Source organism: Lacrimispora brassicae, assembly GCF_054772055.1.
Genome location: NZ_BRYH01000001.1, coordinates 115,370 through 140,863, shown reverse-complemented (window position 1 = coordinate 140,863; position 25,494 = coordinate 115,370). Strand labels below are relative to the sequence as shown.

Genomic DNA, 25,494 nt, shown 5'->3' with positions numbered 1-25,494 from the left:
CCTGGTAAAATCATGCGCGTTCCGTGATGAAAGTAGACGTTGAGGTGAGGCCGGTTTTGTGTTATTTTTTGGATATCAAACAAAGGGGGTTTACAATTATGGCAGTTTGGCAGGCGCTACTTATAGCGGTATGGGCTGGGTATTGTTCATTTGACGATCAGGGCCCGCAGATGCTCCGGAGACCTTTGCTCGTAGGTCCGTTGGTGGGAATCATATTAGGAGATGTAAAGACAGGACTGATTATCTCCGCAACTCTGGAACTGATGTGGATGGGACTGGGAAACATGGCCGGTTACAAAACGCCGGATATGATTATCGGAACCATCGTGGGAACAACTATTTCCATTACAAGCACAGGAGCTACGGCAGAGGGGATTGCAGCAGGCGTGGCCGCGGCCACGACAGTAGCGGTTTTAGCCCAGCAGTTACTTCTGATCTTTGACTTTGTCCGTCAGTTCTTTGCAGTATGGGCTGACAGGCTGGCGCTGACAGGAGATTTTGACAGCATTTTGCGGGTGAATTATGTAGCCATTGCATTCCAGTTCCTGCTCCGTGCGGTTCCAACCTTCCTGGTGGTCTATTTTTCAACAGGAGTGGTGGATAAGATCTTAAATGCCATTCCCAGCAATATTTTAAAGAGCTTAAGCACTGCCTCCGGAATATTGCCGGCAGTCGGTTTGTCCATCCTCATGACAATGATGATGAAAGGCTTTATGTGGCCGTTCCTGATTTTCGGTTTTGTGCTGTCCACCTATCTGGGACTTGGGATTTTGCCGGTGACCCTGATTTCTCTGTCATTTGCAATGCTGTATTCGGTCATGATGGAGATTAAGGACCGCCAGAATGAAACACCGGTGATCGTTTCAGGGCGGGCAGATGACGAGGATGGAGGTTATGACTTATGAGTGCAGGGAAAGAAAAAGTGGCCGGATTGGATAATCCCAATACACAGGCAAAAGGAAGTTACATAAAAATAACCCGCAAGGATTTGAATGCAGTCTACTGGCGTCTGCAGATTTTCGGCCTTGGGATCACCGTGACCTCAAGCAATGCCCAGGCCATCGGATTCATTACCGCATTGGCGCCGGTATTAAAAAAGGTTTATAAGGATGCAGGAAAAGCCGCCAGGGTTGAGGCCATGCAGAGGCATCTGACTTACTTCCTATCCCAAAACACGGCTACAGGCATGATCCTGGGGATCACCGCGGCCATTGAGGAAACCACGGAAGTGGATGAAAAGGATGCGGTAGTTGCGGTGAAGGCGGGCATGATGGGGCCTTTGGCAGGTATTGGGGACAGCGTATTTAAAATCACCATCCAGGCCATTGCAGGCAGTATCGGTGCAGCCTATGCTCTGCAGGGGAACCTCATCGGTCCCATTCTGATGTTCCTGATTTATAACGGCATCAACATAGGCGTTAAGTATTTCGGTACCATCATGGGATATGAAAAAGGCATCGAGTTTGTACAAAGCGGGGAACAGGCAAAGGTGATCCAGAAGATCATCAATATTTCCACCATGGTGGGCGTGATCGTGTTAGGGGCCCTCATAGGAAATTACGTGAAAATCAACGTGGGTACGGAAATCGTCATTAATGAGACCGTTGTAAATATTCAGGCCCTTTTAGACGGGATCCTGCCGAAGCTGCTTCCTTTTCTGTTTACCATCGGGCTTTACAAGCTTCACAGCCGGATGCCGAGAAAATATCTGATCCTGCTTATTTTCGGCATTTTGATCGTAGGAACTTTGCTGGCAATGGCCGGTATTCTGGTTTAGTCCAATGCCCACAGCAGGCTGCAGGGATTGGACCCTTGCAGCATTGGCAAGATGGAATGGGCGTATTGGTTGAAGAAATAAAAAAGGGGAGAAAAGATAGATATGGGAATTCACATGATTCTGGCAAGCCATGGCCTATATGCCCAGGAGGCTTTAAATACGGCCGGATTAATTATAGGGGATATTGCAAAATATGTTGATGTCATTTCCGTGACTGCGGAGAAAACCTATGACCTGTGCCTTAAGGAGCTGTTGGATCTGTATGCTTCCTATGAAGACAAGAGGTCGGGAGTTTTGATTTTAACGGATATTTATGGTGGGACACCGGCCAAGGCGGCCACTTACTTAGCCTTGACAGAGCCTGACATTCTGGTGTACTCCGGGTTTAGCATGCCGGTATTAATGGAACTGTTTATTGCTCAGCCAAAGACACTGGAGGAGGCAGGCACCATTATTGAGAGAGCCTATGAAATGGGCCTGGTCTGCATCAACGATAAACTGAAAGAAAAGGGGGAACAAGATGGCGATCAAATGGATTCGTATTGATGACCGGTTAATTCACGGTCAGGTAGCAACTTCCTGGTTAAGCCACATCGGGGCGGAGCAGGTGATCTGCATCAGCGATGCCGCTGTGGAAAATCCCGTGCAGGTACAGGTACTGAAAATGGCGGCGCCTGCCTATATTGTCCACGTATTCGGCGTGGATAAGTTCATCAGGGTATATGCAAACAATCCCATCAAGAAAAATACATTTCTTATTATGGGAAGCTTCAGCGATGCGTTAAGGCTGAAAGAGGGAGGCGTGCCCATTGACCACATTAATTTCGGAGGGATGAGGACGACTCCGGAAAGGACCATATCCTATGACCATATCATCTGCCTTTCCCCAAAGGAAGAAGAGGATTTTAATAAACTCCTGGATATTGGGGTCAAAATCGAATATCAGATAGCTGCCTATGATGCCCCTGTGGACATGAAAAAGAAGATTGAGCAGCTTAAGAGGTAGTGCCATGGAGATAAAATATGTCGAGGCCTTTCCTCTTGATAACGGCAAAACAGAATTAAACATTGTTTCCGGTGCAGAAACCATGGAAGAATACCAGCTTTACTGGACTTATGAAAAGGATCCCTTTACCAAAAACCGCAGTTTTCTCCTCTCATCCCGGGAAAAAAAGCTGACGTTTGATGCTGCGCCTGAAAAAAGAAAACAGGTTTATTTTATCATTGAATGGAAAAACCAGGCGCCCATGGTGTTTGGATACCGGATCCTTCCGGTGGACGGAATGTATAACCTGCGGGACATGGGAGGGTATATGACCGGGTCAGGAAGGAGAATAAAATGGGGCGTAGGATTCCGCTCCGATTATTTCGCTTTTCTGGAAGACACCGGACTGGAGTATGTAAAAAGCCTGGGAATCAAAACCATTATTGATTACAGAAATGAGGAAGAGATAAAAAGAAGCCCAAACCGAAAACTGGGAGAGGGTGTGACCACTTATTCCTGTGATCCCAACGCCCAAACGGCCATGGTGGCAGGTCTCCTTCACAATAACGAAAGCCTTACAAAGGATGAGGCCATCATAAAGCAGGCTATAATTGCCGTAGAGGAGAATCCCAATGCCGGGGATTTGAGGATGATACAGCAGCAGTTGAATTTTGTCATGTCCGAGGAAAGCCGGAAGGCCTTTGAAACCAGCTTAAGGATTCTGGCCCTGGGGTCAAACAATCCCAGCGTCCAGCATTGCAGAGGAGGAAAAGACAGGACCGGATTCGGGGCCATGCTTTTGGAAGGTATCCTGGGGGTCCCGAAGGATATGATGATCTATGATTACATGCTCACCAAAAGGGCAAGAGCGGAAAAGAATGTCCGCTATTATCAAAAATATCTGGAGCTGGCAAAGGATAAACGGGTCGCTGACTATCTGTTTTCCCTCTTTGATACAAAACCGGAGTATATCGAAGCCTCCATCAATAAGATCCTTAAGGATTACGGCTCGGTCAGGGAGTATGCAAAAACGGCTTTGTCACTGGAGGACACCGTCATCAGGCAGTTGGAGGATATTTTTCTGGAGTGATAAATATTCCTTTTTATGACTGTGAGTGAAAAGGGGTAATATGCAACCCCCATATAGGACAATGAAATGTAAAAGTCCTGTATGGGGGCATTTTTTATGTTATAAAAGCTATTTTATCAGGCAGACCCGCTATTCAGCGGCCAACTGATCCAGAGATTTAAACTGATAGCCCATTTCCTCCCACTTGGTCATCAATTCATCAAGGATCTGGGCATTGGTGCTGGAAGTGCTGTGTAAGAGAACAACAGCGCCGGGATGGATCCTGCCCAGAAGCTTTTTAAAGGCTTCTTCCTTTGTGGGCTGCTTATCCTGATACCAGTCAACATAGGCAAGGCTCCAGAAAAAGGTTTTGTACCCCATATCCTTTGCCATCTGTAAGTTGGACTCACTGTATTTTCCCTGAGGAGGGCGGTAGTATTTTTTCATGGGCTGCCCCGTGGTCTTTTCAAAAAGGCTTTCCAGATCCTTAAGCTCTTTTTCAAAGGCTTCCGTTGAAGAGATTTTGGACATATCCGGATGATGATAGGTGTGGTTGCCTACGGTATGGCCTTCCTCCACCATTCGCTTCACCAGTTCCGGAGACGTTTCTATGTAATTTCCTACCACAAAAAAGGTAGCGGGAGCACTGTGTTTCTTTAATGCATCCAATATGGCTGCGGTATTTCCATTTTCGTATCCGGCATCAAAGGTCAGATAAAGAACTTTATCCGGGGTTTTTTCAGCATAATAGGCATTGAACTTTTTTAAATAGTCCATGGTTGCATTGGCTACCGGCGGCTGGCCCTCCTGCTGGAAGCTTAGCCCCCAGTTTCCATCCGCCGCAGTTTCCACTGCTTTATGATGCTCTGCCAGCATGGCTCCAAGGTGTCCGGCCAGAAAGGCACAGAGAAAGAGCAGGAATACCATGACTGCCTTTTTTCCTGTTTCGGAAGACACCGAAAGCTTTCTGATTCTTTCTGCAATCTTTAATTTTTGCAAAAATTTCATTTATAAAGCTCCGTTATATTACATTTGCTTCAATATATGAAGGTGACCTCTGTCCATATTCAAAAAAGGTTGCGGGAGCTTTTCTTTCAGCCGTTTTATGCTTCTTTTATGGTTGTGCCTGCTTTTCCTTCCAGGCTTGCATTAGCCTTATTAAGAGAGGTGATGATAGCCTTCCGGTTCCTGCCCTGGCGGATAAAGTCCACAGAGGCTTCGATCTTGGGAAGCATGGAGCCGGTCTCAAACTGCCCATCCTGAATGCCGGCTTCCGCCTCTTTAAGATCCATCTGGATGATGGGGCGCTCATCAGGCGTTCCGAAATCTAAGGTGACATTGTCGACGTTTGTCAGGATCATGAGCACATCGGCATCAATCTCCTTTGCCAGAAGGCCGGCCGCCCGGTCCTTTTCAATAACTGCGCTGGCACCCTTTAACCGGTAGCCCTGTTCCATGACCGGTATGCCGCCTCCGCCGCAGGCGATGACGATCTGGTCGGCATCCATAACTGCCTTGATGATGTCGATTTCTACAATGGATACGGGCTTTGGAGAAGCCACCACTCTGCGGAAGCCCATGCCGGGCACCTCTTCCACATAATTCCCCTTTTCCTCCTCCTCTTTTGCGTCCTCCGCCGACATAAAGCGTCCGATGGGCTTCATGGGAGTATAGAATGCCTCGTCATAAGGGTTTACCATCATCTGAGTCAAAATGGTGGCGGCCGATTTATAGATGCCCCGCTTTACCAGTTCCGCTCTGATGCCGTTTTGTAAGTCATAGCCGATGTAGCCCTGGCTCATGGCAGAACATACGGACATGGGCGCTGAAGTATAACCGTCATGGAGCTTACCGAATTCATTCATAGCTGTGTGGATCATGCCCACCTGGGGGGCATTGCTGTGGGTAACGGCCACCTGCCAGCCGGCTTCAATAAAATCTGCGATGACCTTGGCTGTTTCGGCAACCGCTTTTTTCTGTTCCGGAAGATTTGTTCCCAAAGCATGATGTCCCAAAGCCAGGACAATACGTTTTTTTGCCATATCATTTACCTCTCATTTCCGTATAGTTTGATCAGAAAGTATAAAGATATTATATGATCAGACAATAAAAAAATCAATAGATTTCATGAGATGAGGGTCTTGGAAAACAGATTGAGACGATATTTAGAAAGAATTAAAAAAATTTTGGTAGATATCCTGTAATCAAATGGTATAATGTTTAGGAAGATACAGAAAATGAAAGGACACCTTGTTTATGATATCGATCATCCTGCATCTGATCCTTCCCATGTTTTTTTATACCGCAGTGACCACTGCCCTGCTTTTAAGCTTAAACCTGGGCGCTCTGGAAGCCACCGCTTTATCTGCGCTTCTGGTTTCTCCTGTGCTTTATTATTTCTATTATACAGACCAGAAACGCCGGGGAAGGGTTTTTGCAGCAGGATTTTCTCTTCACGGCTGCCTGGCCTATATTTTAATATTCGGTGGGGCTTTGTGTGTGCTTGGTAATTATATGGTGGAAGCGCTGGGACTGGCTGAGATGTCTGTATCCTATAAGGAGGCAGAATGCTATCTGTATTCGGCTGCCTTTCCCATCCAGCTTCTGTCTTCCGGCGTTTTGATCCCTTTTACGGAAGAGGTCATTTTCCGGGGACTGGGTTTTGTGCCCCTTCGGGAAAAGCTCCCTTTTTGGCTGTCTGCGGCCCTGTCTGCGGCATTGTTCGGGCTTTACCATGGAAATCTTCCTCAGGGGGTCTATGCCTTTCTCCTTGGCCTGGCTGTTGCCTGGCTGTATGAGGTCTCAGGGACCCTGCTGGCTCCTTACCTATTTCACGTATCAGCCAATGTATTCTCGCTTTTTGTGATGAACACACAGCGTTTGAATTCCTTGTTTCATACGGAAGGCCGGCTGGTTTTGGCGGCCGCATCTGCGGCGGTGTCTGTTATATGTGCGATCCGGATTTACCGGAAAAACAATTTAAAGGAGGATATTGTGTGAAACTTTTATCTGTGGCAATTCCATGCTATAATTCTGAGGCCTATATGAGGCACTGCATTGAATCCCTGCTGCCGGGAGGCGAGGAAGTGGAGATCCTCATTGTGGATGACGGGTCTGCCAGGGATCGTACGGGGGAAATTGCGGATGAATATGAAAGAAATTATCCGGAGATCTGCCGGGCCATCCATCAGGAAAACGGCGGCCATGGAGAGGCGGTCAATGCAGGATTAAGAAATGCTACCGGAATTTATTTTAAAGTGGTGGACAGTGATGACTGGGTGGATGAGGCGGCTTTAGCGGAAATCCTGAACACCCTGCGGCGCTTTGTTTATGGGGAAAAGACCCTGGACATGCTCGTCAGCAATTTTGTTTATGAAAAACAGGGGGCAGATCGGAAAAAAGTCATGAATTACCGCACCGCCCTTCCGGAGAATGAGCTGTTTAGCTGGAAGGATGTAAAGGTGTTCCTGCTTGGGCATTATATTCTCATGCATTCAGTGATTTACCGGACAGAACTTTTAAGGCAGTGCGGCCTGGAGCTTCCCAAGCATACCTTTTATGTGGACAATATCTTTGTGTACCAGCCCCTGCCCCACGTGAAAACCATCTATTACTTAGATGTAAACTTCTATCGTTACTTTATCGGAAGAGAAGACCAGTCTGTCAATGAATCCGTCATGATCGGCCGCATTGACCAGCAGCTCAAGGTGACAAAACTGATGCTGGGCTATTACGATGTGACAAAGATCAAGGAGCGGAAGCTGCGTCATTATATGGTGCGGTATTTAGAGATCATGATGACCATATCCTCCATCCTTGCCATCAAGTCGGATAGTGATGAAAATATGGAGAAGAAAAAGGAACTGTGGCAGCATCTGCGCAAGCAGAATTTACCGCTGTACCTAAGGCTCAGATGGGGCTTTATGGGACAGGGGGTTAATTTACCGGGAAAGAGCGGAAGGAAATTCCCCATTGCCATCTATCATATGACCCGGAAATTTTTCGGTTTTAACTAGAGTAAACCAGACGTAAAAACAAATATCCCCTGGGCCTTTTTTAAATGAAAGGCCCAGGGGCTTTGTTATGGATTAACTGATGGCTTTTTGGGAAACCTTTTCCCTGCTGGGTACATAAGAGTCAGAGTATACAAAGTGGTACATGACATAAGCCATAACCAGGGAGCCAAGGCCGTCAAAAGCAGAATGCTGCTTTAAGAAAACAGTGGCAAGACAGATGGAGATCATTAGCAGCAGAGAGCCGGTCTTAAGAAGCCGGTATTTTTTTAAGCGTTCGCTGTGGATCACTGCAATATGCACACAGATGGAGTTATAAACATGGATGCTTGGGAATACATTGGTACAAGTATCCGTGGAATAGAGGATCCCCACAATGGTTGAGCAGATATTTTTGCCAGGATCGATCACAGGGCGGAGATCCGTGCCGTTTGGAAACACGGTGCAGACCACCAGACTGATGGTCATTCCTGTGAACAGCATGGTGCACAGCCTGTAATAATCTTTTACATTGGTAAAGAAAAAGTACCAAACAGCGGCGGCGATATAGGCAAACCATAAAAGGTATGGAATAATGAAATATTCATTAAAAGGTATCAGGTCGTCTATGGCAACATGCATGATGTGGTAGTGGTTTGTCACTGTTTTTTCCAGGTAGATAAACCACGGAATATAGATAAAGGCGTAGCTGAGTATCCAGATATGCCTGTATCTGTGAAGCAGATTTTTCATATGGGTCATCCTTTTCCGTTCTGGTGGTTGGTATTATGATTATTAACTTTGGAGGATTATATCATACTCGTTTTGACAGTACAATAGTATTTCAGAAATGTTAATATTTATTTCAGAGAAGATTAAGTTGAAGGCCTCTCTGTTTCTACAATATATGGTATATGCATAAAGGAGCATTCTTTAACACCCTTTTCCAGGACCCCTATGAAAATATAATCTTTTTATAAAATGGTTGATAGACGGTCCATCTTTGTGTATAGTATAAAGGCAGACTTATATACGAAAGGAATGGGCTATGTTACAAAAATATATGACTGTTTTCTTTATCTCCATGGTTCCATTAATCGAGCTTCGAGGTGCAATTCCGTATTCAACGGTCATGGGGCTTCCGCTTTTCCCGTCCTATATCGTTGCTATTCTTGGAAACATGCTTCCAGTACCCATCATTTACCTGTTTGCGAGAAAGGTCCTTGAATGGGGGGCGGATAAGCCGGTAATCGGCGGCTTTTTTTCCTGGTGCCTGGAAAAAGGAAAACATGGCGGCGAAAAACTGCAGGCGAAAGCTGGACAGGGGTTGTTTATTGCGCTTTTGTTATTTGTGGGAGTTCCCCTTCCGGGAACCGGTGCCTGGACAGGCACCTTGGCAGCCAGCCTGCTTGATATTGATTTTAAATCCAGTATTTTAGCCGTGATGGGAGGCGTCCTTGTGGCAGGGGTCATTATGGGACTTGCCAGTGCAGGACTTTTAGGCGCACTCCGGTCCGTGGTATTCTAAGATTCTGGTAGGAAGAAGGGCAGAATGGAACGAAGGAATGAAGAGGGATTAACGGAGAAAGAGTTTCTTTTGCAGTATCGCCCGGGGAATTACGAGCGCCCGTCGGTGACGGTGGATATGTTGATTTTTGCGGTGGATGAGGAGGCGACGGAAACAGAAGTCCTGCTCATTAAACGGAAAAATCATCCCTGCATCGGACAGTGGGCAATTCCGGGAGGTTTTGTAAATCCCAATGAATCTCTGGAGGAAGCGGCAGCAAGGGAGCTTGAGGAAGAGACCGGGGTAAAGGGCATTTGCCTGGAACAGCTTTACACCTGGGGGAACATAAAGCGTGATCCCAGAACAAGAGTTATCTCAGTATCCTATATGGCCGCAGTGCCAATAGACCAGTTGGTTCCAAAGGCCGGCGACGATGCCGCAGAGGCCTGTTGGTTCCAGGTCAGGAAAAAGAAGCTGTCCGAGCTGGAAAATGGAGCCACCTATGCGCTTACCATTGAAAATGAAGAGGAACATATTTTTATGAGCTATCGGATCACCGAAACCTATGAACGCCAGGGCCTCATGTGGAAAAAGGAGACGGAGATCGATCTTTTACCGGCCATTGATGTGCTGGACCAGGAAAAGCTGGCTTTTGACCATGCCGAGATCTTAAACGTGGCAATGGACAGGCTGGAAGAGCTGGAAAAGGACTACAGAGACCAGATTTTTTAAACGATACCACCGCCTGAATAAGGCGGTGTTTTGTTTGCGCGGGCAATTATGGTTACCAAAGCCGATTCTTCCTTCAAATTTGATAAAAGTTTGTAAGAAAATTTTAATCGGAAAATTATGGATTTTATGCTATACTGTTGTAAGAAATAATACTTGCACCCAGAAATACACAGGAGATAACAGAATATGGCAAAAAAATCATGCAGGCTATGGAGCCTGGTAATCAGTATCAGCATTCTCGCAGCTTTTATCTCATACGGGGATATGCCTCTGGTACAGCCCTTCCCGGAAGCAGGGGGGAAGACAGAAGCCGTAAGCGGGCCGGCAGGAAGCGCTGCCAATGAGATAGGGCCGGGAACCGGCAACGGAACCGGAACCGGTACGGGAAATGCTCAGACGGGAACGGTCCCCAATGGTGCACAGACACAGCCTTCGGGAGTATCACAGCCGGAGATCCAGTCAGAAGGGGCGGTCCTTATGGATGCGTCTACAGGAACCCTGCTTTATTCAAAAAACGGGGACACAAGATATTATCCTGCCAGCATTACAAAGCTCATGACGGCCCTTCTTGTTGCGGAAAAATGCAGTTTGCCGGATATGGTGACCTTCTCAAAAACCGCCACTACAAACCTGGAATCAGGTGCTGTGACCCTAGGGCTTTCGGAGGGGGACAGGCTGACGGTAGAACAGAGCCTCTACGGCCTTATGCTGAAGTCCGCAAACGAAGTGGCCAATGGTCTGGCAGAACACGTTTCAGGAAGTGTCAGCGCATTTTCTGTCCTGATGAATGCCAGGGCAAAGGAGCTTGGATGTACTGGGACCAACTTTGTCAATCCCAATGGACTTAACAGCTCCAGCCATTATACCACGGCTCACGACATGGCGCTCATAGCCAGGGCTGCATTCCAGAATGACACAGTAAGAAAGGTGTCCTCCACCCTGAGCTATCAGATACCGGCGACAAAGAAAGCTTCGGCAAGAACCGTGACCATGGGCCATAAAATGCTCTATCCCGGAGATTCCAGATATTATCCGGGAGTCATCGGAGGAAAGACCGGCTATACCTCCCTGGCAGGCAACACTCTGGTCACCTGTGTGGAGAAGAACGGGGTCCGGCTGATTGCTGTCATCATGAAGAGTAAATCAACTCATTATGCGGATACAAAATCTCTTTTGGATTACGGGTTTGCCTTAAAGGCGGCCGGGGGGCAGGGGGTACAGGCTTCGTCCCCAGGCTGGGTCCAGGAGGGTTCCAAATGGTATTATAGAAAACAGGATGGAAATAAGGCCTGCAATGAATGGCAGAAAATAAACGAAATTTACTACTGGTTTGGCTCAGACTCTGTCATGGCAGAAAACCTTTGGGTGGAGAGCAGCGGGAAATGGTTTTATCTGGGCAAAGATGGAGCCATGCTTAAGGATACCGTTACACCCGATGGATACCGGCTGGATTCTTCAGGCGCATGGATCCGGTAGGAACATGGATATTTTGGCATAGAAAAAGAGCCTATAGGCTCTTTTTCTATGCCAAATCCTCTGAAGGAGCTGAATCACCCTTTTCTGCTTCAGGTACGCATTCCGACCCCAGGGCGGCTTCGCTTATATCGGCCCGGTATTCCATGATTTCTTCCACACTGCAGTCTAAGATCTTGCAGAGCATATCAATGGTGTGAGTGGAAACAAAGTTGTTTTTCTTAAGACGTCCGATTTGCCCGGCACTGACCTTGCAGTACTTTATCAGATGGTACTGGCTGATGCTTTTCTTTTTCATGGTTTCCCAAAGTCTGTCATAAACGATCATGATTTATCACCTCTGGTCTTAATTAAACCGTGATTATCCAGTATTGCATATTATCCATAAGTGGTTTATATTATGGGAAAGGAGGAATACATCAATGAAAAAAAATATTTTTAATGTGCTTTTTTACCTAATCTGCTTTTTCGTCCTCTGCAGATCCATCTACCGCCTTGCGTTTACTGTGCCCCCGGCCCCGGGAACACCAGGATATCAGGAATATTTCTGCGGTACCATCCTCATGAGCATTGGAATCGGGCTTATGGTAATTGTGCCCAATCTCATCATCGAATATCTGGTGGGCAACTGGACCTCTTAGTCTTGACTCAGACAGGCTCTTCATTGTATGATGGGGAGATAAGGAAGAAATGAGAGAAGAAGAGGGAAAATCAGATGTGGTTTGCTGCCGGAGTTCTTTGCGCCGCAGGCGCAGGCTTATATTTGCGTTCTGAGTATGAAAAAGAACAGCTTTCCATAGAGAGAACTGTTTTGAAAAGCCCTAAGATCAAAAAGGACCGTACCCTGGTGTTCCTTTCCGATCTTCATGAACACCGGTTTGGAGCCGGCAATGAAAGGCTTTTGGCCGCTGTGGATGAGGTGGCTCCTGATCTTGTGCTGGTGGGTGGTGATATGATCATCAGCAGAGGCAGAGCCCATACGGCTGCCGCTTTGGAGCTTTTGGAAAAGCTGGCCCGCCGGTATCCTGTATTTTGCGGCAACGGCAATCATGAAAACAGGCTGCTTTGGGAACGCCAGGTGTACGGCAGGGCGTATGAAGACTATGTGAGCAGCTTAAAAAGGTTTGGAATCAAAATCCTGGAAAACCGGACAGAACGGTATGGGGAAGATTTGGCTGTTACAGGGATTGATCTGGAACCGGGAGTTTACCGGAAATTCCGCCCGGACCATTTAACGGAGGAGGAGATCGGGGAAAAAGCAGGAAAGGCATCCAGGGAGCGGTTTCAGATTCTGCTTTGTCATTCTCCTCTTTTTTTCCGCCCATGCAGAGACTGGGGGGCGGATTTAACTCTGTCCGGCCATTTTCACGGAGGGACCATAAGGCTTCCGTACCTGGGAGGAGTCATGACGCCTCAATATCAGTTTTTCCTTCCATACTGCGCCGGCGAGTTTCATTCAGAAGAAAGGCATATGATCGTGAGCAGGGGGCTTGGGACCCATTCCATCAACATTCGCTTAAACAACAAACCTCAACTGGTAGTGGTGGATTTAAAAATGAAATCATGATTTAGGGCCTTCCATATATTTACAGATGAAGAAGGATTTGATATACTGGTCAAAGGCATGCTTTCGTCTGCCTTGGAGGATTTTATGGGAATCTCATATAAATTGGATAATTTCGAGGGTCCGCTGGATTTGCTGCTTCATTTGATCGATAAGAATAAGGTGAACATCTACGACATTCCTATTGTGACGATTACGGAGCAGTATCTGGACTATGTAAATAACATGGAAACAGAGGATTTAAACATTGTCAGCGAGTTTCTGGTTATGGCTGCGACCCTCATTGATATAAAGGCACGTATGCTGCTCCCCAGGGAGACCAATGAGGAAGGTGAGGAGGAGGACCCAAGGGCAGAACTTGTGGCACGCCTTCTGGAATATAAATATTATAAATATATGTCTCTGGAGCTTAAGGACCGGGAAGTGGGAGCTGACCGTTTGATGTACAAAGATCCCTCCATTCCCACCGAGGTGGCAAGGTATGAGCCGCCGGTGGATTTGGACAGGCTTCTTGACGGCCTTACCCTGGCAAAGCTCCAGGAGATTTTCCGGGCTGTCACGAAACGTAAGTCGGACCGGGTGGATCCGATCCGGAGCCGGTTCGGCAACATCCGGAAGGAATCCATAAGCCTGGAGGATAAGATAAAATCGGTCATGGATTATGCCAGGAAGCACCGGAAATTTTCTTTCCGCAGGCTGCTTGAGCAGCAGCCGGACCGGACTCTTGTTGTTGTGACATTTTTAGCGCTTCTGGAGCTTATGAAGATCGGCAAGATCACGCTGACCCAGGAGCATTTGTTTGATGACATGCTCATTGAAACCCTGGAAACAGAAGGGGAGGACGGGGAGTTTGATTTAACGGATCTGCAGGAGGATTCAAAAGGATTTAAGGGAGAGGAACCCCCTTCCAGGGATACTTTTATGCCCGGAGAAGACGGGCAGGAAAGAGGAAATTAATGGATAAGGAAACTCTTGGGGTTGAGGGGCCGAAAAAGAGCACAAAAGAAGAAAAAACGTGGGAAGCCGTGATTGAGGCGGTTCTTTTTACCATGGGAAATTCCGTTGAACTTAAGGCTCTGGCTGCAGCCATCGGTCAGGATGAGGCTACGGCAAAAGAGGCAGTCCTCCGTCTGATGAAACGCTACGATACGGGGAAAAGAGGGATGCAGATCCTGGAGCTGGAGAACAGTTACCAGATGTGTACACGGTCTGAGTATTATGAGAATCTGATCCGCGTGGCATCTGCGCCTAAAAAGCAGGTTCTTACAGAGGTGATTCTGGAGACTCTGTCCATCATAGCCTATAAGCAGCCGGTGACAAAGCTTGAAATAGAAAAAATAAGAGGCGTCAAGTCGGATCACGCAGTCAATAAACTGGTGGAATACAATCTGGTATATGAAGTGGGGCGCTTAGATGCGCCTGGCCGTCCGGCATTGTTTGCCACCACAGAGGAATTTTTAAGAAGATTCGGCATCGGCTCTACCCAGAGCCTTCCGGTGGCCGATCCGGTGGTCGCAGCAGAGATACGCATGGAAGTGGAAGAAGAACTTTCCCAAAGCGGGGATTTAATTCCCGGAGAAGATAAAAAAGAAGATGACATTCAGGAGGAAACCCCTTTCAGGGATACCTTTGTGCCCAAAAGCGGGGCAGAAAAGAGGAAATAAGGTGACAAAAGCCATAAGAATTAAATATTTTACGGATAAAATCGAACGTTTACGCTACATTGACGGTAAATCAGACTGGATCGATCTGCGTGCAGCAGAAGAAGTGGAGATGAAAGCCGGTGAATTTAAGCTGATTCCCCTTGGGATCGCCATGGAGCTGCCGGCCGGGTATGAAGCCCATGTGGTTCCCAGAAGCAGTACATTTAAAAATTACGGCGTGATTCAGACCAACAGCATGGGGATCATTGATGAAACTTATTGCGGGGATAATGACCAGTGGTTTTTCCCGGCCTATGCCCTCCGGGACACGGTGATCCATGGAAACGACCGCATCTGCCAGTTCCGTATTATGGAACACCAGCCGGCTTTATGCTTTGAAGAAGCAGAGTTTCTGGGACATGAGGACAGGGGCGGCCATGGAAGCACGGGAAAACAATGACATTCATACCTTGGCATAATTTGTGAAAGCAGGCGGAGTGCAGCTTAAATTTATCAAATTAGCCGTTCAATGAGCCGATGGCGAATCGAACTTCCTAAAAAGGAGATAATAGCATGAGAACAAAGACAGGATATGCGGCTGTCATCCTTGGACTGGCCCTGACAATTGCCATAGGAGCAGGCGGCTGCGGGAAAAAGGAAAATAAATATTCTTACCGGACCGCCGGGATCGAAGCCCTTAACCAGGGCAATTATGACGGCGCCGTGGAAGCCTTTGACCAGGCCATCAGTTCTTCCAAAGGGCTGGTGGGGAAATTTGATGTTGATGTGTTAAAGTACCGGGCAGAAGCGGAATACCTTGCAGGCGATTATTCTTCCGCCTCAGACACTTATGACATACTCATAAAGGTGGATGGGGAGAAGCCGGAATATTTAAATATGCGTTCTGTTTCCAGGGCAGGAGCCGGGGATTTAAAGGGCTCTATAGAGGATTATAAACGAAGCGCCCAGCTAGATACAGAAAAGAAAGCACCGGGCAGGCTGAAAGCCCTTTTAGCCGCCGGGGAGGCCATGGAAAAAGAAGGGGCGGCTCCCGATGCCATGAACCTCTATGAAGAGGCTCTTAAGGAAGGGGAGCAAAGCGCCCAGCTTTACAACCGGATGGGCTTATGCAGGATAGCAGGAGAGGACTGGGATGGAGCGGCCGAATATTTTAAGAAGGGTCTTTCGGCACCAGACAGCTCCCTGGTTCCGGAACTTTTGTTTAACCAGGCTGTTGCCGAAGAATATAAAGGTGAATTTAAAACAGCCCTGGATCTGATGCAGCAGTATATCTCTGCCCACGGCCCTGATGAGGAAGCGGAGCGGGAGATCACATTTTTAAAGACAAGATAGGTTGGAGTGATTGATGGCAGAACTGATTGAGTTAAAAGAAATAGAAGAACGGGTGATCCTGGTGGCTGTCAGTACCGGAGATGAAGATGACGCAAAAGGGTCTCTTGATGAGCTGGAGGAGCTGGTGAAAACGGCAGGGGCCGTTACCCTTGATAAGGTGATCCAAAACCGGGATAGGATCCATCCGGGGACTTATCTGGGAAAAGGAAAGATTGAGGAAATAAAGGACTGGATCTGGGAGCTTGACGCAACGGGAATCGTCTGCGACGACGAACTGTCTCCGGCCCAGTTGCGGAATCTGGAAGGGGCATTGGATACAAAGGTCATGGACCGGACCATGGTGATCCTGGATATCTTTGCTTCCAGAGCCATCACCAGAGAAGGAAAGATACAGGTGGAGCTGGCCCAGCTTAAGTACCGGTCGGCCCGATTGGTGGGACTTAGAAGCTCCTTATCCCGTCTGGGAGGAGGGATCGGCACCCGCGGACCGGGAGAGAAAAAACTGGAGATGGACCGCCGTCTTATCCATGACCGGATCGGGATGCTGAAGGCTGAATTAGAGGATGTGAAGCGCCACAGGGAGGTGGTCAGACAGCAGCGGGATAAAAACCATGTACCAACCGCCGCTATTGTAGGCTACACCAACGCCGGGAAATCCACCCTGTTAAACCGACTTACAGATGCAGGGATACTGGCTGAGGATAAGCTGTTTGCCACCCTGGATCCTACCACCAGGAATTTAAGCCTGCCGGGGGGACAGCAGATCCTTTTGACGGATACGGTAGGATTTATCAGAAAGCTTCCCCATCATTTGATCGAAGCCTTTAAAAGCACTTTGGAGGAAGCCAAATACAGCGATATCATCCTTCATGTGGTGGATTGCTCCAATCCCCAGATGGATATGCAGATGCATGTTGTATATGAAACCTTAAGGGAGCTTGGTGTTTGTGATAAACTCATGATCACGGTGTTCAATAAGATGGATGCGGCAGATGCCGGCGTGATCCTGAGAGATGTTTCTTCGGACCATCAGGTGAGGATATCTGCAAAAAACGGAGAAGGTCTTGACGAACTTATAAATCTTTTGGAAACCATTCTCAGAAATCAGAAGGTGTATTTGGAAAGGGTCTATTCCTATAAGGAAGCAGGGAAAATTCAGTTGATCCGCAAATACGGCCAGCTTTTAAAGGAAGAGTATCAGGAAGACGGGATTCTGGTGAACGCCTACGTGCCATCGGAGCTGTTTGCCTCTCTGGCAAGCAATGCCGATGCTCTTGATGAATAAAAAACACAATATGTGGATTGGCGATAAAAAACCAAACTACATATTGTGTTTTTCTTTTTGGTCTGCTATAATGAAATATATGGTAAAGACAGAATCATAAAGGGCTTTGCAGAGGAACGCCCTGTGGGCATACCTCTACACCCGATACACCCGATAGTGCGGGGTGCGCTGAAACGGGGTGGGCCTGCCCGGAAAGCTGGGCAGGAAAGTGGAAAGGAGTTTGGTTGTTATGATCCAGGTAGTAAAGAGAAATGGGGAAAGTGCTGAATTCAGTCTGAATAAAATCACAGAAGCGATTAAAAAAGCATTTAAGGCCACTGAGAAAGAGTATAATAATGAAATACTGGAGCTGCTGTCTCTTCGGGTAACCGCTGATTTTCAGGGAAAGATGTCAGGAGGAGAAGTCACGGTTGAACAGATCCAGGACAGTGTGGAGCACGTTCTTGAGCAGGCGGGATATACGGATGTGGCAAAGGCCTATATTTTATATAGAAAGCAGAGAGAAAAAATCCGGAATATGAAGGATACCATCCTGGATTACAAGGCTGTAGTGAACAGCTACGTAAAGGTGGAGGACTGGCGGGTCAAGGAAAATTCCACGGTCACCTATTCCGTGGGAGGGTTGATATTAAGTAACTCCGGTGCTGTTACGGCCAATTACTGGCTGTCTGAAATTTATGATCAGGAGATCGCAAATGCCCACAGAAATGCGGACATCCACCTTCATGATTTGTCCATGCTCACCGGATACTGCGCAGGCTGGTCTTTAAAGCAGCTTCTTCTTGAGGGACTTGGGGGGATACCGGGAAAGATCACTTCATCCCCTGCAAATCATTTATCCGTACTTTGCAACCAAATGGTCAATTTCCTGGGAATCATGCAGAATGAATGGGCAGGAGCCCAGGCCTTTTCTTCCTTTGACACCTATCTGGCTCCCTTTGTAAAGGCCGACCATTTATCCTACCGGGAAGTGAAAAAATGCATTGAATCCTTTATCTATGGGGTAAATACCCCAAGCCGCTGGGGGACACAGGCTCCATTCTCCAACATCACCCTGGACTGGACCGTTCCGGCCGATATGGCGGAGTTAAATGCCACTGTAGGAGGAAAAGAGGCGGACTTTAAGTATAAGGACTGTAAGGCAGAGATGGACATGATCAACAAAGCCTTTATTGAAACCATGATCGAGGGCGACGCCAATGGCCGTGGCTTCCAGTATCCTATTCCTACTTATTCCATTACTAAGGATTTTGACTGGTCCAATACAGAGAATAACCGGCTTCTGTTTGAGATGACCTCCAAATACGGAACTCCTTACTTTTCAAATTACATAAACAGCGATATGGAACCAAGCGATGTAAGAAGCATGTGCTGCCGTTTGCGTCTGGATTTAAGGGAACTTAGGAGAAAGACCGGCGGATTCTTTGGATCCGGCGAAAGCACCGGTTCCGTGGGTGTTGTGACCATCAACATGCCAAGGATCGCGTACCTTGCCAAGAACGAAGCCGATTTTTACAAGCGTCTGGATCATATGATGGACATTTCGGCCCGGTCCTTAAAGACCAAGCGGGAAGTCATAACAAAGCTTTTGAACCAGGGACTTTATCCTTATACGAAGCGGTATCTGGGCAGTTTTGAAAATCATTTTTCCACCATCGGCCTCATCGGAATGAATGAGGTGGGCTTAAATGCCAAATGGCTGGAAAAGGATCTGACAAGTGAAAAAACCAGACAGTTTACAAAGGATGTGTTGAATCACATGCGGGAAAGGCTGTCAGATTACCAGGAGAAGTACGGAGATCTTTATAATCTGGAGGCGACCCCGGCAGAATCCACCACATACCGTCTGGCAAAGCATGACAAGAAGCATTATCCCCATATCATCACGGCCGGCAAGGAGGGAGATACTCCGTATTATACCAACAGCTCCCACCTGCCTGTGGATTATACAGCGGATGTCTTCGATGCTCTTGAAATTCAGGATGAGCTCCAGACCCTTTATACCTCAGGAACCGTGTTCCACGCATTCCTGGGTGAGAAGCTTCCTGACTGGGAAGCGGCTGCAAAGCTGGTGCACACCATTGCGGAGAATTTCAAACTGCCTTATTATACCTTGTCCCCCACCTATTCCATCTGCTCAGAACACGGATATCTTTCCGGAGAGCATAAGGTATGCCCGGTCTGCGGAAAAAGCGCTGAGGTATACAGCCGGATCACCGGTTATTACCGTCCGGTACAGAACTGGAATGAGGGAAAGACCCAGGAATATAAGAACCGGACCGTCTATGAGCCTGCCCGCTCCGTGCTGAAAAAAGGAGCTGCAGAGGAAATCATGGATAAGGTGACGGCGAAAAAGGCGGAGATCCCTGCAGGAGCCTATCTTTTTACAACAAAAACCTGCCCCAATTGCCGGATGGCAAAGCAGTTTTTGCAGAATATGGATTATGAGGTAGTGGATGCGGATGATAATGCGGAGCTTGCAACAAGGTTTGGAATCATGCAGGCGCCTACCCTGGTGGTTGTAAAGAACGGTCAGGTCCGGAAGATCACCAATGCCTCTGAGATCAGGAAATATGCAGAAAGCCCGGTCTGCTGAAGGAGTTCCCTTTCTCTGCCGGTCTGTCATTAAGATATTGATATGGTAATCAGTAAAAAGATTCTATGCTATAATGGCATGGAATCTTTTTCTGGAAAATGACAGTGCTTTCTGTAATATATTTGACCGGAATTCCGTCTGCAGGGATTAATCGGGGGAGCAGAAGATGAGGCCACTGACCGGTCGGCAAATCCGCCGGTTTAAAAAAGTTCGTGTTCCCCAGGTTAAGGAGAAAGCACGAACCTTTTGCATACCATTGTTTAGATTTCGTAATAATTGGCCTGGCCGTCCAGTCTTTTTTGTTCTTCCACCAGATCTGCCAGAGTAATGCTGTCCACCACATCGGAGATGGCATGATCCAGCTTTCTCCATACCATGAGTGTGGCACAGGTCTGGGAGCGGCTGCAGGGGTTGACTTCTTCCTCCAGGCAGGTCACTGGAACCAGGCTTCCCTCCGCAAGGCGCAGTATCATGCCCACGGTATACTCTGAAGGATCCTTTGTAAGATAATAACCACCCTGGGCGCCTCTTCTGCTTTTCACATAACCGGCTCTGCTTAAGATGGTGACAATCTGCTCCAGGTACTTGTCCGATATATCCTGGCGCTCCGCCACCTGATTGATCTTTGTGCATTCACCGGGATGAAGTGCAAATTCAAGCATCATGCGAAGAGCGTAACGTCCCTTGGTAGAAAATTTCATGGTTAAGACTCTCCTTCCTAATTATTCTTATCTGTTTAGTAGGATATAAAAATATTGTACACGAAACCTCTGGAAAAGTAAACCTTAAATTATCCGGCTTCCCAATTTATGAAAATGGATGTATACTAATACTCATTGGGGAATTGGGAAAAGAAGGGAGAATATTTGTGAAGAAGAAACAAAGTACAAACCAGGTCATTATGACTGAAGGTGTGATCTGGAAACAGCTCCTGGCTTTTTCCCTGCCTCTTCTGGCGGGAAACTTATTTCAGCAGCTTTATAATACGGTGGATTCCGTGGTGGTGGGTAATTTTATCGGAAGCGATGCACTGGCTGCCGTAGGCTCAAGCAATTCCCTGATCAATCTGATCATCGGCATGTTTATGGGGATCGGCACAGGGGCGGGAGTTATCATATCCCAGTATTACGGGGCAAGGGATGAGGAGAAACTCCACTGGGCGGTTCACACAAGCATGGCATTAAGCCTGGCCGGAGGGGGGATCCTCATTGTCGTGGGGGTGTTCATGTCGCCTTTGATTTTAAGCTGGATGGGAACTCCGGAAGGGGTTATGCCCAGCTCTGTGGCATATTTAAGGATATTTTTCTGCGGCTCTTTATTTAATCTCGTATACAACATGGGAGCAGGAATCCTAAGGGCCGTAGGAGATGCCAAAAGGCCTCTTTATTATCTTTGCGTGTCTTCTGTGGTGAATATTGTCCTGGATCTGGTTTTTGTGGTGGTCTTTGGAATGGGAACGGAAGGCGTGGGATATGCAACGGTCATTGCCCAGGCGGTATCTTCTGTGCTGATTGTCCGGGCGTTAATTAAAACAGACGATATTTACCGGCTGATTCCGGAAAAGATCCGGATAGACAAACGGATGATGGTGCGCATTTTAAAGCTTGGTATTCCAAGCGGGATCCAGCAGTCCATTATTTCCCTGTCTAATGTCATTGTTCAGGCAAACGTCAACAGCTTTGGTTCTGCCGCTATGGCTGGATTCGGCGCTTACAGTAAAGTCGATGGATTCGCCATGCTTCCCCTTCAAAGTTTCTGCATGGCGGCAACTACCTTTACCGGGCAGAATATTGGGGCAAAGAAACCAAAACGGGTAAAACAGGGGGTATATCAGGGGATTGTCATAAGCATGGCTTATACGGCGGTCATCTCCGTAATTTTGTATCTGAATGCAAAGCATATCCTTAAGATCTTTTCGCCGGATGCAGAAGTCATTGCCTATGGGTATTCCACCATGCTTATATTGCTTCCGTTTTACTGGACTTTAGCCATTCATCAGATTTTAATGGGCAGTATCCGGGGCAGCGGGCGGACCATGGTTTCCATGCTGATCGGTGTGGGAAACATGTGTATTTTGCGCATGATCTACATTAATCTGCTGGTACCATTTTTACCCAGTTTTGGAGCAGTCATGTGGTGTTATCCTATAACATGGATTACAACCATGCTCATGGACTGCATTTACACCTTAAAGGCCAGGTGGATACCAAAGGGCACCAATGAATAGATAGGAGATAAAAGAGATGAACCATGGATATATCCGGGTTGCCGCGGCAACCCCTGATGTAAAGGTGGCAGACCCGGAGTTTAACAGAGAGCGGATCTGTGAACAGATAAAAGAAGGAATCAAAAATCATGCAAAGCTTATGGTGTTTCCGGAGCTTTGCTTAACCGCCTATACCTGCGGCGATTTATTTGGCCAGGATGCGCTGCTTAGAAGGGCGAAAAAGGAGCTTAAAGAGATTTTAAAGGAAACAAAGGGCCATGATCTCCTCTGCTTTATCGGGATGCCATGGGAGGAGAGTGGAAAGCTTTATAATACGGCAGTTGTCATTCAAAACGGAAAAATTCTTGGGATCGTGCCAAAGACATGTCTGCCCAATTATTCGGAGTTTTATGAGCTGCGCTATTTCCAGCCGGGGAACGAAATTCCGGTGATGGTAAAATGGGAGGAGACTCAAGTTCCCATGGGCGCCAATATTCTTTTTGCATGTGAGGATATTCCCCAGCTTGTTGTGGCGGCGGAGGTGTGCGAGGATGCATGGGTTCCCAATCCCCCATCCATACGCCATGCCATTGCAGGAGCCACGGTGATTGCAAACTGCTCTGCCAGCGATGAGACCACGGGAAAGGATATTTACCGGAGAAGCCTCATTACGGGGCATTCCGCCAGCCTGGTATGCGGCTACATCTATGCCAATGCCGGAGAGGGGGAATCCACCCAGGATCTGGTGTTCGGAGGCCAGAACCTGATCACGGAAAACGGCACCCTTCTCGGGGAATCCAAACGTTTTGGAAATGAAACCGTATACGGGGACATGGATCTGGAGCGGCTGGTTCATGAAAGGCGCCGGATGACCACATTTCCTGCAGCAGACCGTAGCAATTATCTGGTGGTTCCCTTCCAAATGAAGAAGGAAGAACTGGAGTTAAAGAGATTTATTGATCCCAGGCCCTTTGTCCCGGACAATGAGGCGGAGAGGAACCGCAGGTGTGAGGAGATCCTCTCCATACAGGCCATGGGATTAAAAAAGAGGCTGGCCCACACCGGCTGTAAACATGGGGTCGTGGGAATTTCCGGAGGCCTTGATTCCACCCTGGCTCTTCTTGTGATGGTCCGCGCCTTTGACATGCTGGAGATTCCAAGGGAACAGATTCATGCAGTGACCATGCCCTGCTTCGGGACCACAGACCGGACGTATCAGAATGCCTGCACCCTGACCAGGACCCTTGGAGCGGAGCTTACTGAGATAAACATCAGGGAGGCCGTAAGCCTTCATTTCCGGGATATCGGGCAGAGGGAAGATGTTCATGATATAACCTATGAAAACTCCCAGGCAAGGGAGAGGACCCAGATCCTGATGGATATGGCCAACCGGTTAAACGGAATGGTCATTGGAACAGGGGACATGTCTGAGCTGGCTCTTGGCTGGGCCACCTATAACGGGGACCATATGTCCATGTACGGAGTCAACGCTTCGGTACCAAAGACCCTGGTCCGCCATCTGGTCCGCTACTATGCAGATACCTGCGGGGAAAATGCCTTAAGCGGCGTGCTCCTTGATGTTCTGGACACGCCGGTAAGTCCGGAGCTTCTTCCCCCCAAGGATGGGGAAATCACCCAGAAAACAGAGGACCTGGTAGGCCCTTATGAGCTTCATGATTTCTTCCTGTATCAGATTTTAAGGTTCGGCTTCCGGCCGGAGAAGGTCTGCCGCATGGCGGTTTACGCTTTTTCCGGGAAATACGGGAAGGACGTTATTTTAAAATGGTTAAAGGTATTTTACCGCAGATTTTTCAGCCAGCAGTTTAAGCGCTCCTGTATGCCTGACGGACCCAAGGTAGGTTCAATCGCAGTATCTCCCAGAGGGGACTTGCGAATGCCCAGTGATGCCGTAAGCCGCCTGTGGCTGGATGAACTGGAAAACTTATAAAGAGAGGTACATTATGATAACCAGCAGCGCCAATGCAAGAGTGAAACAGGTGATGAACTTAACAAAGAAGGCCAAAGCCAGAAAATTAAGCGGCCTCTTTGTGGCGGAAGGTCTTCGCATGTTTAAAGAAATTCCAGTGGACAGGCTGGACAGCGTTTTTGTATCGGAAGGCTTTTTAAAGGATGAGGCTCATAAAAGGCTTTTGTCGGAAGTGAAATATGAGGTGGTTTCCCAGGAGGTGTTTAAGGTCATGTCAGATACCCAGACCCCTCAGGGGATTTTAGCCCTTGTCAGGCAGCAGGATTATAAGACGGAGGATCTGCTGGCTGCTCCCGGCCCGGCCTTTTTGATGGTCCTGGAAAATATCCAGGATCCGGGAAATCTTGGAACAATTCTTAGGGCAGGAGAAGGAGCGGGGGTCACCGGCGTGCTCATGAGCGATACCACGGCAGATATTTACAACCCCAAAGTGATCCGCTCCACCATGGGTTCCATTTTCCGCGTTCCGTTTGTATATACGGAAGACTTAAGCCCAGCTTTAAAGGCCTTAAAAGCCGGCGGGGTCAGACTGTATGCGGCACATTTAAACGGCAGGAATAATTATGAAAAAGAGGATTATACTGTTGATACAGGGTTTTTAGTGGGAAACGAAGCAAACGGCCTGACAGACGAAACGGCAGCCCTGGCGGATGCCTATGTAAAGATCCCCATGAAAGGAAAGGTAGAATCCTTAAACGCTGCAGTTGCTGCTTCTGTGCTGATGTTTGAGACGGCCAGGCAGCGGCGGGGATAATCGTCAGAAAATTGTAAGGCTTTTTACAGGAGGAAATGTTGAGAAATACTGGAATATATAGTATGATGGTATCAACAGCTAGATTTGCCGGGCAGCTTTGCCCACAATGGCAGGGAAGGGGAATGATGAGATGGCAGCAGTCTATTGGCTTATTGCATTTGTAGTGCTTCTGGGAATTGAGGCGGGGACCATGGCTCTGACGACCATTTGGTTTGCGGGAGGAGCGCTGGTTGCATTTGTGCTGGCGCTGTTTGGAATCAATATCCAGGTGCAGTTGTCGTTATTTGTAATTGTATCCTTTGTACTTTTATTCTTTACCAGGCCTTTTGCTTTAAAGTATGTAAACCGTAACACAGTAAAGACCAATATGGAAAGCCTGATCGGAAAAAGCGCCAGAGTTACAGCCACGATCAACAACGTGGAGGGAAAGGGTGCTGCAATCCTTAACGGCCAGGAATGGACGGCCAGGGCCCTGGATGAGGATAAGATATATCAGGTAGGCGCTATGGTGGAAGTAAAAGAAATCAGAGGCGTTAAATTAATTGTGAGTGAGAATCAGGAGGAATTATAG

Annotated in this window: 27 protein-coding genes; 22 read left to right on the top strand and 5 right to left on the bottom strand. The window is 47.7% G+C overall.

The features are described from left to right. Positions 1-98 precede the first annotated feature (98 nt). The 5 genes from ACYVD3_RS00640 to ACYVD3_RS00620 all read left to right on the top strand — a co-directional run bounded on the left by ACYVD3_RS00640 (position 99) and on the right by ACYVD3_RS00620 (position 3,852). Positions 99-905: a PTS mannose/fructose/sorbose/N-acetylgalactosamine transporter subunit IIC gene (locus ACYVD3_RS00640; protein WP_460640573.1), complete on the top strand. Its 807-nt coding sequence runs from the start codon at positions 99-101 to the stop codon at positions 903-905. Beyond that, entirely contained in the window at positions 902-1,777 is an 876-nt protein-coding gene (locus tag ACYVD3_RS00635) for a PTS system mannose/fructose/sorbose family transporter subunit IID (RefSeq protein ID WP_460640572.1), read from the top strand. Before ACYVD3_RS00640 ends, ACYVD3_RS00635 begins: the two co-directional genes overlap by 4 nt. A 102-nt stretch (positions 1,778-1,879) precedes the next feature. Further along, complete coding sequence (locus tag ACYVD3_RS00630; RefSeq protein WP_460640571.1) at positions 1,880-2,323, top strand: PTS sugar transporter subunit IIA; 444 nt, start codon at positions 1,880-1,882, stop codon at positions 2,321-2,323. Next, complete coding sequence (locus tag ACYVD3_RS00625; RefSeq protein ID WP_460640570.1) at positions 2,298-2,783, top strand: PTS system mannose/fructose/N-acetylgalactosamine-transporter subunit IIB; 486 nt, start codon at positions 2,298-2,300, stop codon at positions 2,781-2,783. The genes ACYVD3_RS00630 and ACYVD3_RS00625 overlap by 26 nt, the downstream gene beginning before the upstream one ends. Before the next feature lie 4 nt (positions 2,784-2,787). Further along, the gene (locus ACYVD3_RS00620; protein ID WP_460640569.1) at positions 2,788-3,852 is read left to right on the top strand and encodes a tyrosine-protein phosphatase; all 1,065 of its coding nucleotides are present in this window, start codon (positions 2,788-2,790) and stop codon (positions 3,850-3,852) included. 129 nt (positions 3,853-3,981) lie between these two features. On the opposite strand, the gene pdaA is transcribed toward ACYVD3_RS00620, so the two are convergent. Together pdaA and arcC are read right to left on the bottom strand one after the other, a co-directional pair. Beyond that, entirely contained in the window at positions 3,982-4,758 is a 777-nt protein-coding gene (gene pdaA / locus ACYVD3_RS00615) for a delta-lactam-biosynthetic de-N-acetylase (RefSeq protein WP_460640602.1), read from the bottom strand. A 176-nt stretch (positions 4,759-4,934) separates the two neighbouring features. Beyond that, complete coding sequence (gene arcC / locus ACYVD3_RS00610; RefSeq protein ID WP_460640568.1) at positions 4,935-5,873, bottom strand: carbamate kinase; 939 nt, start codon at positions 5,871-5,873, stop codon at positions 4,935-4,937. A 214-nt stretch (positions 5,874-6,087) separates the two neighbouring features. Between arcC and ACYVD3_RS00605 the strand changes: the two genes are divergently transcribed. Both ACYVD3_RS00605 and ACYVD3_RS00600 read left to right on the top strand, forming a co-directional pair. Continuing rightward, a complete protein-coding gene (locus tag ACYVD3_RS00605) occupies positions 6,088-6,831 on the top strand; it encodes a lysostaphin resistance A-like protein (protein WP_460640567.1) in 744 nt (247 codons plus the stop codon). Further along, entirely contained in the window at positions 6,828-7,847 is a 1,020-nt protein-coding gene (locus ACYVD3_RS00600) for a glycosyltransferase family 2 protein (RefSeq protein ID WP_460640566.1), read from the top strand. Before ACYVD3_RS00605 ends, ACYVD3_RS00600 begins: the two co-directional genes overlap by 4 nt. A gap of 72 nt (positions 7,848-7,919) precedes the next feature. Here the strand turns inward: ACYVD3_RS00600 and ACYVD3_RS00595 are convergent, their stop codons facing one another. Next, the gene (locus ACYVD3_RS00595) at positions 7,920-8,576 is read right to left on the bottom strand and encodes a phosphatase PAP2 family protein (RefSeq protein WP_460640565.1); all 657 of its coding nucleotides are present in this window, start codon (positions 8,574-8,576) and stop codon (positions 7,920-7,922) included. A gap of 295 nt (positions 8,577-8,871) precedes the next feature. Here ACYVD3_RS00595 and ACYVD3_RS00590 point away from each other — a divergent pair, with 295 nt between their 5' ends. The 3 genes from ACYVD3_RS00590 to ACYVD3_RS00580 all read left to right on the top strand — a co-directional run bounded on the left by ACYVD3_RS00590 (position 8,872) and on the right by ACYVD3_RS00580 (position 11,538). Beyond that, the gene (locus ACYVD3_RS00590; RefSeq protein ID WP_460640564.1) at positions 8,872-9,351 is read left to right on the top strand and encodes a COG2426 family protein; all 480 of its coding nucleotides are present in this window, start codon (positions 8,872-8,874) and stop codon (positions 9,349-9,351) included. 24 nt (positions 9,352-9,375) lie between these two features. Further along, complete coding sequence (locus ACYVD3_RS00585) at positions 9,376-10,062, top strand: NUDIX domain-containing protein (protein WP_460640563.1); 687 nt, start codon at positions 9,376-9,378, stop codon at positions 10,060-10,062. A 186-nt stretch (positions 10,063-10,248) separates the two neighbouring features. Next, complete coding sequence (locus tag ACYVD3_RS00580) at positions 10,249-11,538, top strand: serine hydrolase (protein WP_460640562.1); 1,290 nt, start codon at positions 10,249-10,251, stop codon at positions 11,536-11,538. Between the two features lie 46 nt (positions 11,539-11,584). Here the strand turns inward: ACYVD3_RS00580 and ACYVD3_RS00575 are convergent, their stop codons facing one another. Then, positions 11,585-11,863 (bottom strand): helix-turn-helix domain-containing protein, encoded by a 279-nt coding sequence (locus ACYVD3_RS00575; protein WP_460640561.1) that lies wholly within the window; start codon positions 11,861-11,863, stop codon positions 11,585-11,587. A gap of 94 nt (positions 11,864-11,957) precedes the next feature. Here ACYVD3_RS00575 and ACYVD3_RS00570 point away from each other — a divergent pair, with 94 nt between their 5' ends. The 8 genes from ACYVD3_RS00570 (at position 11,958) to ACYVD3_RS00535 (ending at position 19,976) form a co-directional block, all read left to right on the top strand. Continuing rightward, entirely contained in the window at positions 11,958-12,176 is a 219-nt protein-coding gene (locus ACYVD3_RS00570) for a hypothetical protein (protein WP_460640560.1), read from the top strand. A 74-nt stretch (positions 12,177-12,250) separates the two neighbouring features. Then, positions 12,251-13,102 carry a metallophosphoesterase gene (locus tag ACYVD3_RS00565; RefSeq protein WP_460640559.1) on the top strand — a complete coding sequence of 284 codons (852 nt, stop codon included), beginning with the start codon at positions 12,251-12,253 and terminating at the stop codon, positions 13,100-13,102. A gap of 84 nt (positions 13,103-13,186) precedes the next feature. Beyond that, positions 13,187-14,056, top strand: coding sequence for a segregation and condensation protein A (locus ACYVD3_RS00560; protein ID WP_460640558.1), 870 nt, complete (start codon positions 13,187-13,189; stop codon positions 14,054-14,056). Next, a complete protein-coding gene (scpB, locus tag ACYVD3_RS00555; RefSeq protein ID WP_460640557.1) occupies positions 14,056-14,763 on the top strand; it encodes an SMC-Scp complex subunit ScpB in 708 nt (235 codons plus the stop codon). The genes ACYVD3_RS00560 and scpB overlap by 1 nt, the downstream gene beginning before the upstream one ends. Before the next feature lies 1 nt (position 14,764). Continuing rightward, positions 14,765-15,202, top strand: coding sequence for a dUTP diphosphatase (locus tag ACYVD3_RS00550; protein ID WP_460640556.1), 438 nt, complete (start codon positions 14,765-14,767; stop codon positions 15,200-15,202). Between the two features lie 113 nt (positions 15,203-15,315). Next, positions 15,316-16,095 (top strand): tetratricopeptide repeat protein, encoded by a 780-nt coding sequence (locus tag ACYVD3_RS00545; RefSeq protein ID WP_460640555.1) that lies wholly within the window; start codon positions 15,316-15,318, stop codon positions 16,093-16,095. Positions 16,096-16,108: 13 nt separating this feature from the next. After that, positions 16,109-17,380 (top strand): GTPase HflX, encoded by a 1,272-nt coding sequence (gene hflX, locus ACYVD3_RS00540; protein ID WP_460640554.1) that lies wholly within the window; start codon positions 16,109-16,111, stop codon positions 17,378-17,380. A gap of 229 nt (positions 17,381-17,609) precedes the next feature. Then, positions 17,610-19,976 (top strand): ribonucleoside triphosphate reductase, encoded by a 2,367-nt coding sequence (locus ACYVD3_RS00535; protein ID WP_460640553.1) that lies wholly within the window; start codon positions 17,610-17,612, stop codon positions 19,974-19,976. Between the two features lie 260 nt (positions 19,977-20,236). Here the strand turns inward: ACYVD3_RS00535 and ACYVD3_RS00530 are convergent, their stop codons facing one another. Further along, entirely contained in the window at positions 20,237-20,677 is a 441-nt protein-coding gene (locus ACYVD3_RS00530) for an RrF2 family transcriptional regulator (RefSeq protein ID WP_460640552.1), read from the bottom strand. Between the two features lie 167 nt (positions 20,678-20,844). Between ACYVD3_RS00530 and ACYVD3_RS00525 the strand changes: the two genes are divergently transcribed. From ACYVD3_RS00525 to ACYVD3_RS00510, 4 genes are all read left to right on the top strand, one after another. After that, positions 20,845-22,203, top strand: coding sequence for an MATE family efflux transporter (locus ACYVD3_RS00525; protein ID WP_460640551.1), 1,359 nt, complete (start codon positions 20,845-20,847; stop codon positions 22,201-22,203). Between the two features lie 16 nt (positions 22,204-22,219). Further along, positions 22,220-24,130, top strand: a complete 1,911-nt coding sequence (locus ACYVD3_RS00520) for an NAD(+) synthase (RefSeq protein WP_460640550.1) — start codon at positions 22,220-22,222, stop codon at positions 24,128-24,130. 13 nt (positions 24,131-24,143) lie between these two features. After that, complete coding sequence (locus ACYVD3_RS00515; protein ID WP_460640549.1) at positions 24,144-24,923, top strand: TrmH family RNA methyltransferase; 780 nt, start codon at positions 24,144-24,146, stop codon at positions 24,921-24,923. 130 nt (positions 24,924-25,053) lie between these two features. Continuing rightward, complete coding sequence (locus ACYVD3_RS00510) at positions 25,054-25,494, top strand: NfeD family protein (protein ID WP_460640548.1); 441 nt, start codon at positions 25,054-25,056, stop codon at positions 25,492-25,494.

Excerpts from the sequence above, each read along its gene's own strand:
- ACYVD3_RS00640 (WP_460640573.1), top strand. The coding sequence starts at position 99 with ATGGCAGTTTGGCAGGCGCTACTTATAGCGGTATGGGCTGGGTATTGT.
- ACYVD3_RS00635 (WP_460640572.1), top strand. The coding sequence starts at position 902 with ATGAGTGCAGGGAAAGAAAAAGTGGCCGGATTGGATAATCCCAATACA.
- ACYVD3_RS00630 (WP_460640571.1), top strand. The coding sequence starts at position 1,880 with ATGGGAATTCACATGATTCTGGCAAGCCATGGCCTATATGCCCAGGAG.
- ACYVD3_RS00625 (WP_460640570.1), top strand. The coding sequence starts at position 2,298 with ATGGCGATCAAATGGATTCGTATTGATGACCGGTTAATTCACGGTCAG.
- ACYVD3_RS00620 (WP_460640569.1), top strand. The coding sequence starts at position 2,788 with ATGGAGATAAAATATGTCGAGGCCTTTCCTCTTGATAACGGCAAAACA.
- pdaA (WP_460640602.1), bottom strand. The coding sequence starts at position 4,758 with ATGGTATTCCTGCTCTTTCTCTGTGCCTTTCTGGCCGGACACCTTGGA.
- arcC (WP_460640568.1), bottom strand. The coding sequence starts at position 5,873 with ATGGCAAAAAAACGTATTGTCCTGGCTTTGGGACATCATGCTTTGGGA.
- ACYVD3_RS00605 (WP_460640567.1), top strand. The coding sequence starts at position 6,088 with ATGATATCGATCATCCTGCATCTGATCCTTCCCATGTTTTTTTATACC.
- ACYVD3_RS00595 (WP_460640565.1), bottom strand. The coding sequence starts at position 8,576 with ATGAAAAATCTGCTTCACAGATACAGGCATATCTGGATACTCAGCTAC.
- ACYVD3_RS00590 (WP_460640564.1), top strand. The coding sequence starts at position 8,872 with ATGTTACAAAAATATATGACTGTTTTCTTTATCTCCATGGTTCCATTA.
- ACYVD3_RS00585 (WP_460640563.1), top strand. The coding sequence starts at position 9,376 with ATGGAACGAAGGAATGAAGAGGGATTAACGGAGAAAGAGTTTCTTTTG.
- ACYVD3_RS00580 (WP_460640562.1), top strand. The coding sequence starts at position 10,249 with ATGGCAAAAAAATCATGCAGGCTATGGAGCCTGGTAATCAGTATCAGC.
- ACYVD3_RS00575 (WP_460640561.1), bottom strand. The coding sequence starts at position 11,863 with ATGATCGTTTATGACAGACTTTGGGAAACCATGAAAAAGAAAAGCATC.
- ACYVD3_RS00570 (WP_460640560.1), top strand. The coding sequence starts at position 11,958 with ATGAAAAAAAATATTTTTAATGTGCTTTTTTACCTAATCTGCTTTTTC.
- ACYVD3_RS00565 (WP_460640559.1), top strand. The coding sequence starts at position 12,251 with ATGTGGTTTGCTGCCGGAGTTCTTTGCGCCGCAGGCGCAGGCTTATAT.
- ACYVD3_RS00560 (WP_460640558.1), top strand. The coding sequence starts at position 13,187 with ATGGGAATCTCATATAAATTGGATAATTTCGAGGGTCCGCTGGATTTG.
- scpB (WP_460640557.1), top strand. The coding sequence starts at position 14,056 with ATGGATAAGGAAACTCTTGGGGTTGAGGGGCCGAAAAAGAGCACAAAA.
- ACYVD3_RS00545 (WP_460640555.1), top strand. The coding sequence starts at position 15,316 with ATGAGAACAAAGACAGGATATGCGGCTGTCATCCTTGGACTGGCCCTG.
- hflX (WP_460640554.1), top strand. The coding sequence starts at position 16,109 with ATGGCAGAACTGATTGAGTTAAAAGAAATAGAAGAACGGGTGATCCTG.
- ACYVD3_RS00535 (WP_460640553.1), top strand. The coding sequence starts at position 17,610 with ATGATCCAGGTAGTAAAGAGAAATGGGGAAAGTGCTGAATTCAGTCTG.
- ACYVD3_RS00530 (WP_460640552.1), bottom strand. The coding sequence starts at position 20,677 with ATGAAATTTTCTACCAAGGGACGTTACGCTCTTCGCATGATGCTTGAA.
- ACYVD3_RS00520 (WP_460640550.1), top strand. The coding sequence starts at position 22,220 with ATGAACCATGGATATATCCGGGTTGCCGCGGCAACCCCTGATGTAAAG.
- ACYVD3_RS00515 (WP_460640549.1), top strand. The coding sequence starts at position 24,144 with ATGATAACCAGCAGCGCCAATGCAAGAGTGAAACAGGTGATGAACTTA.
- ACYVD3_RS00510 (WP_460640548.1), top strand. The coding sequence starts at position 25,054 with ATGGCAGCAGTCTATTGGCTTATTGCATTTGTAGTGCTTCTGGGAATT.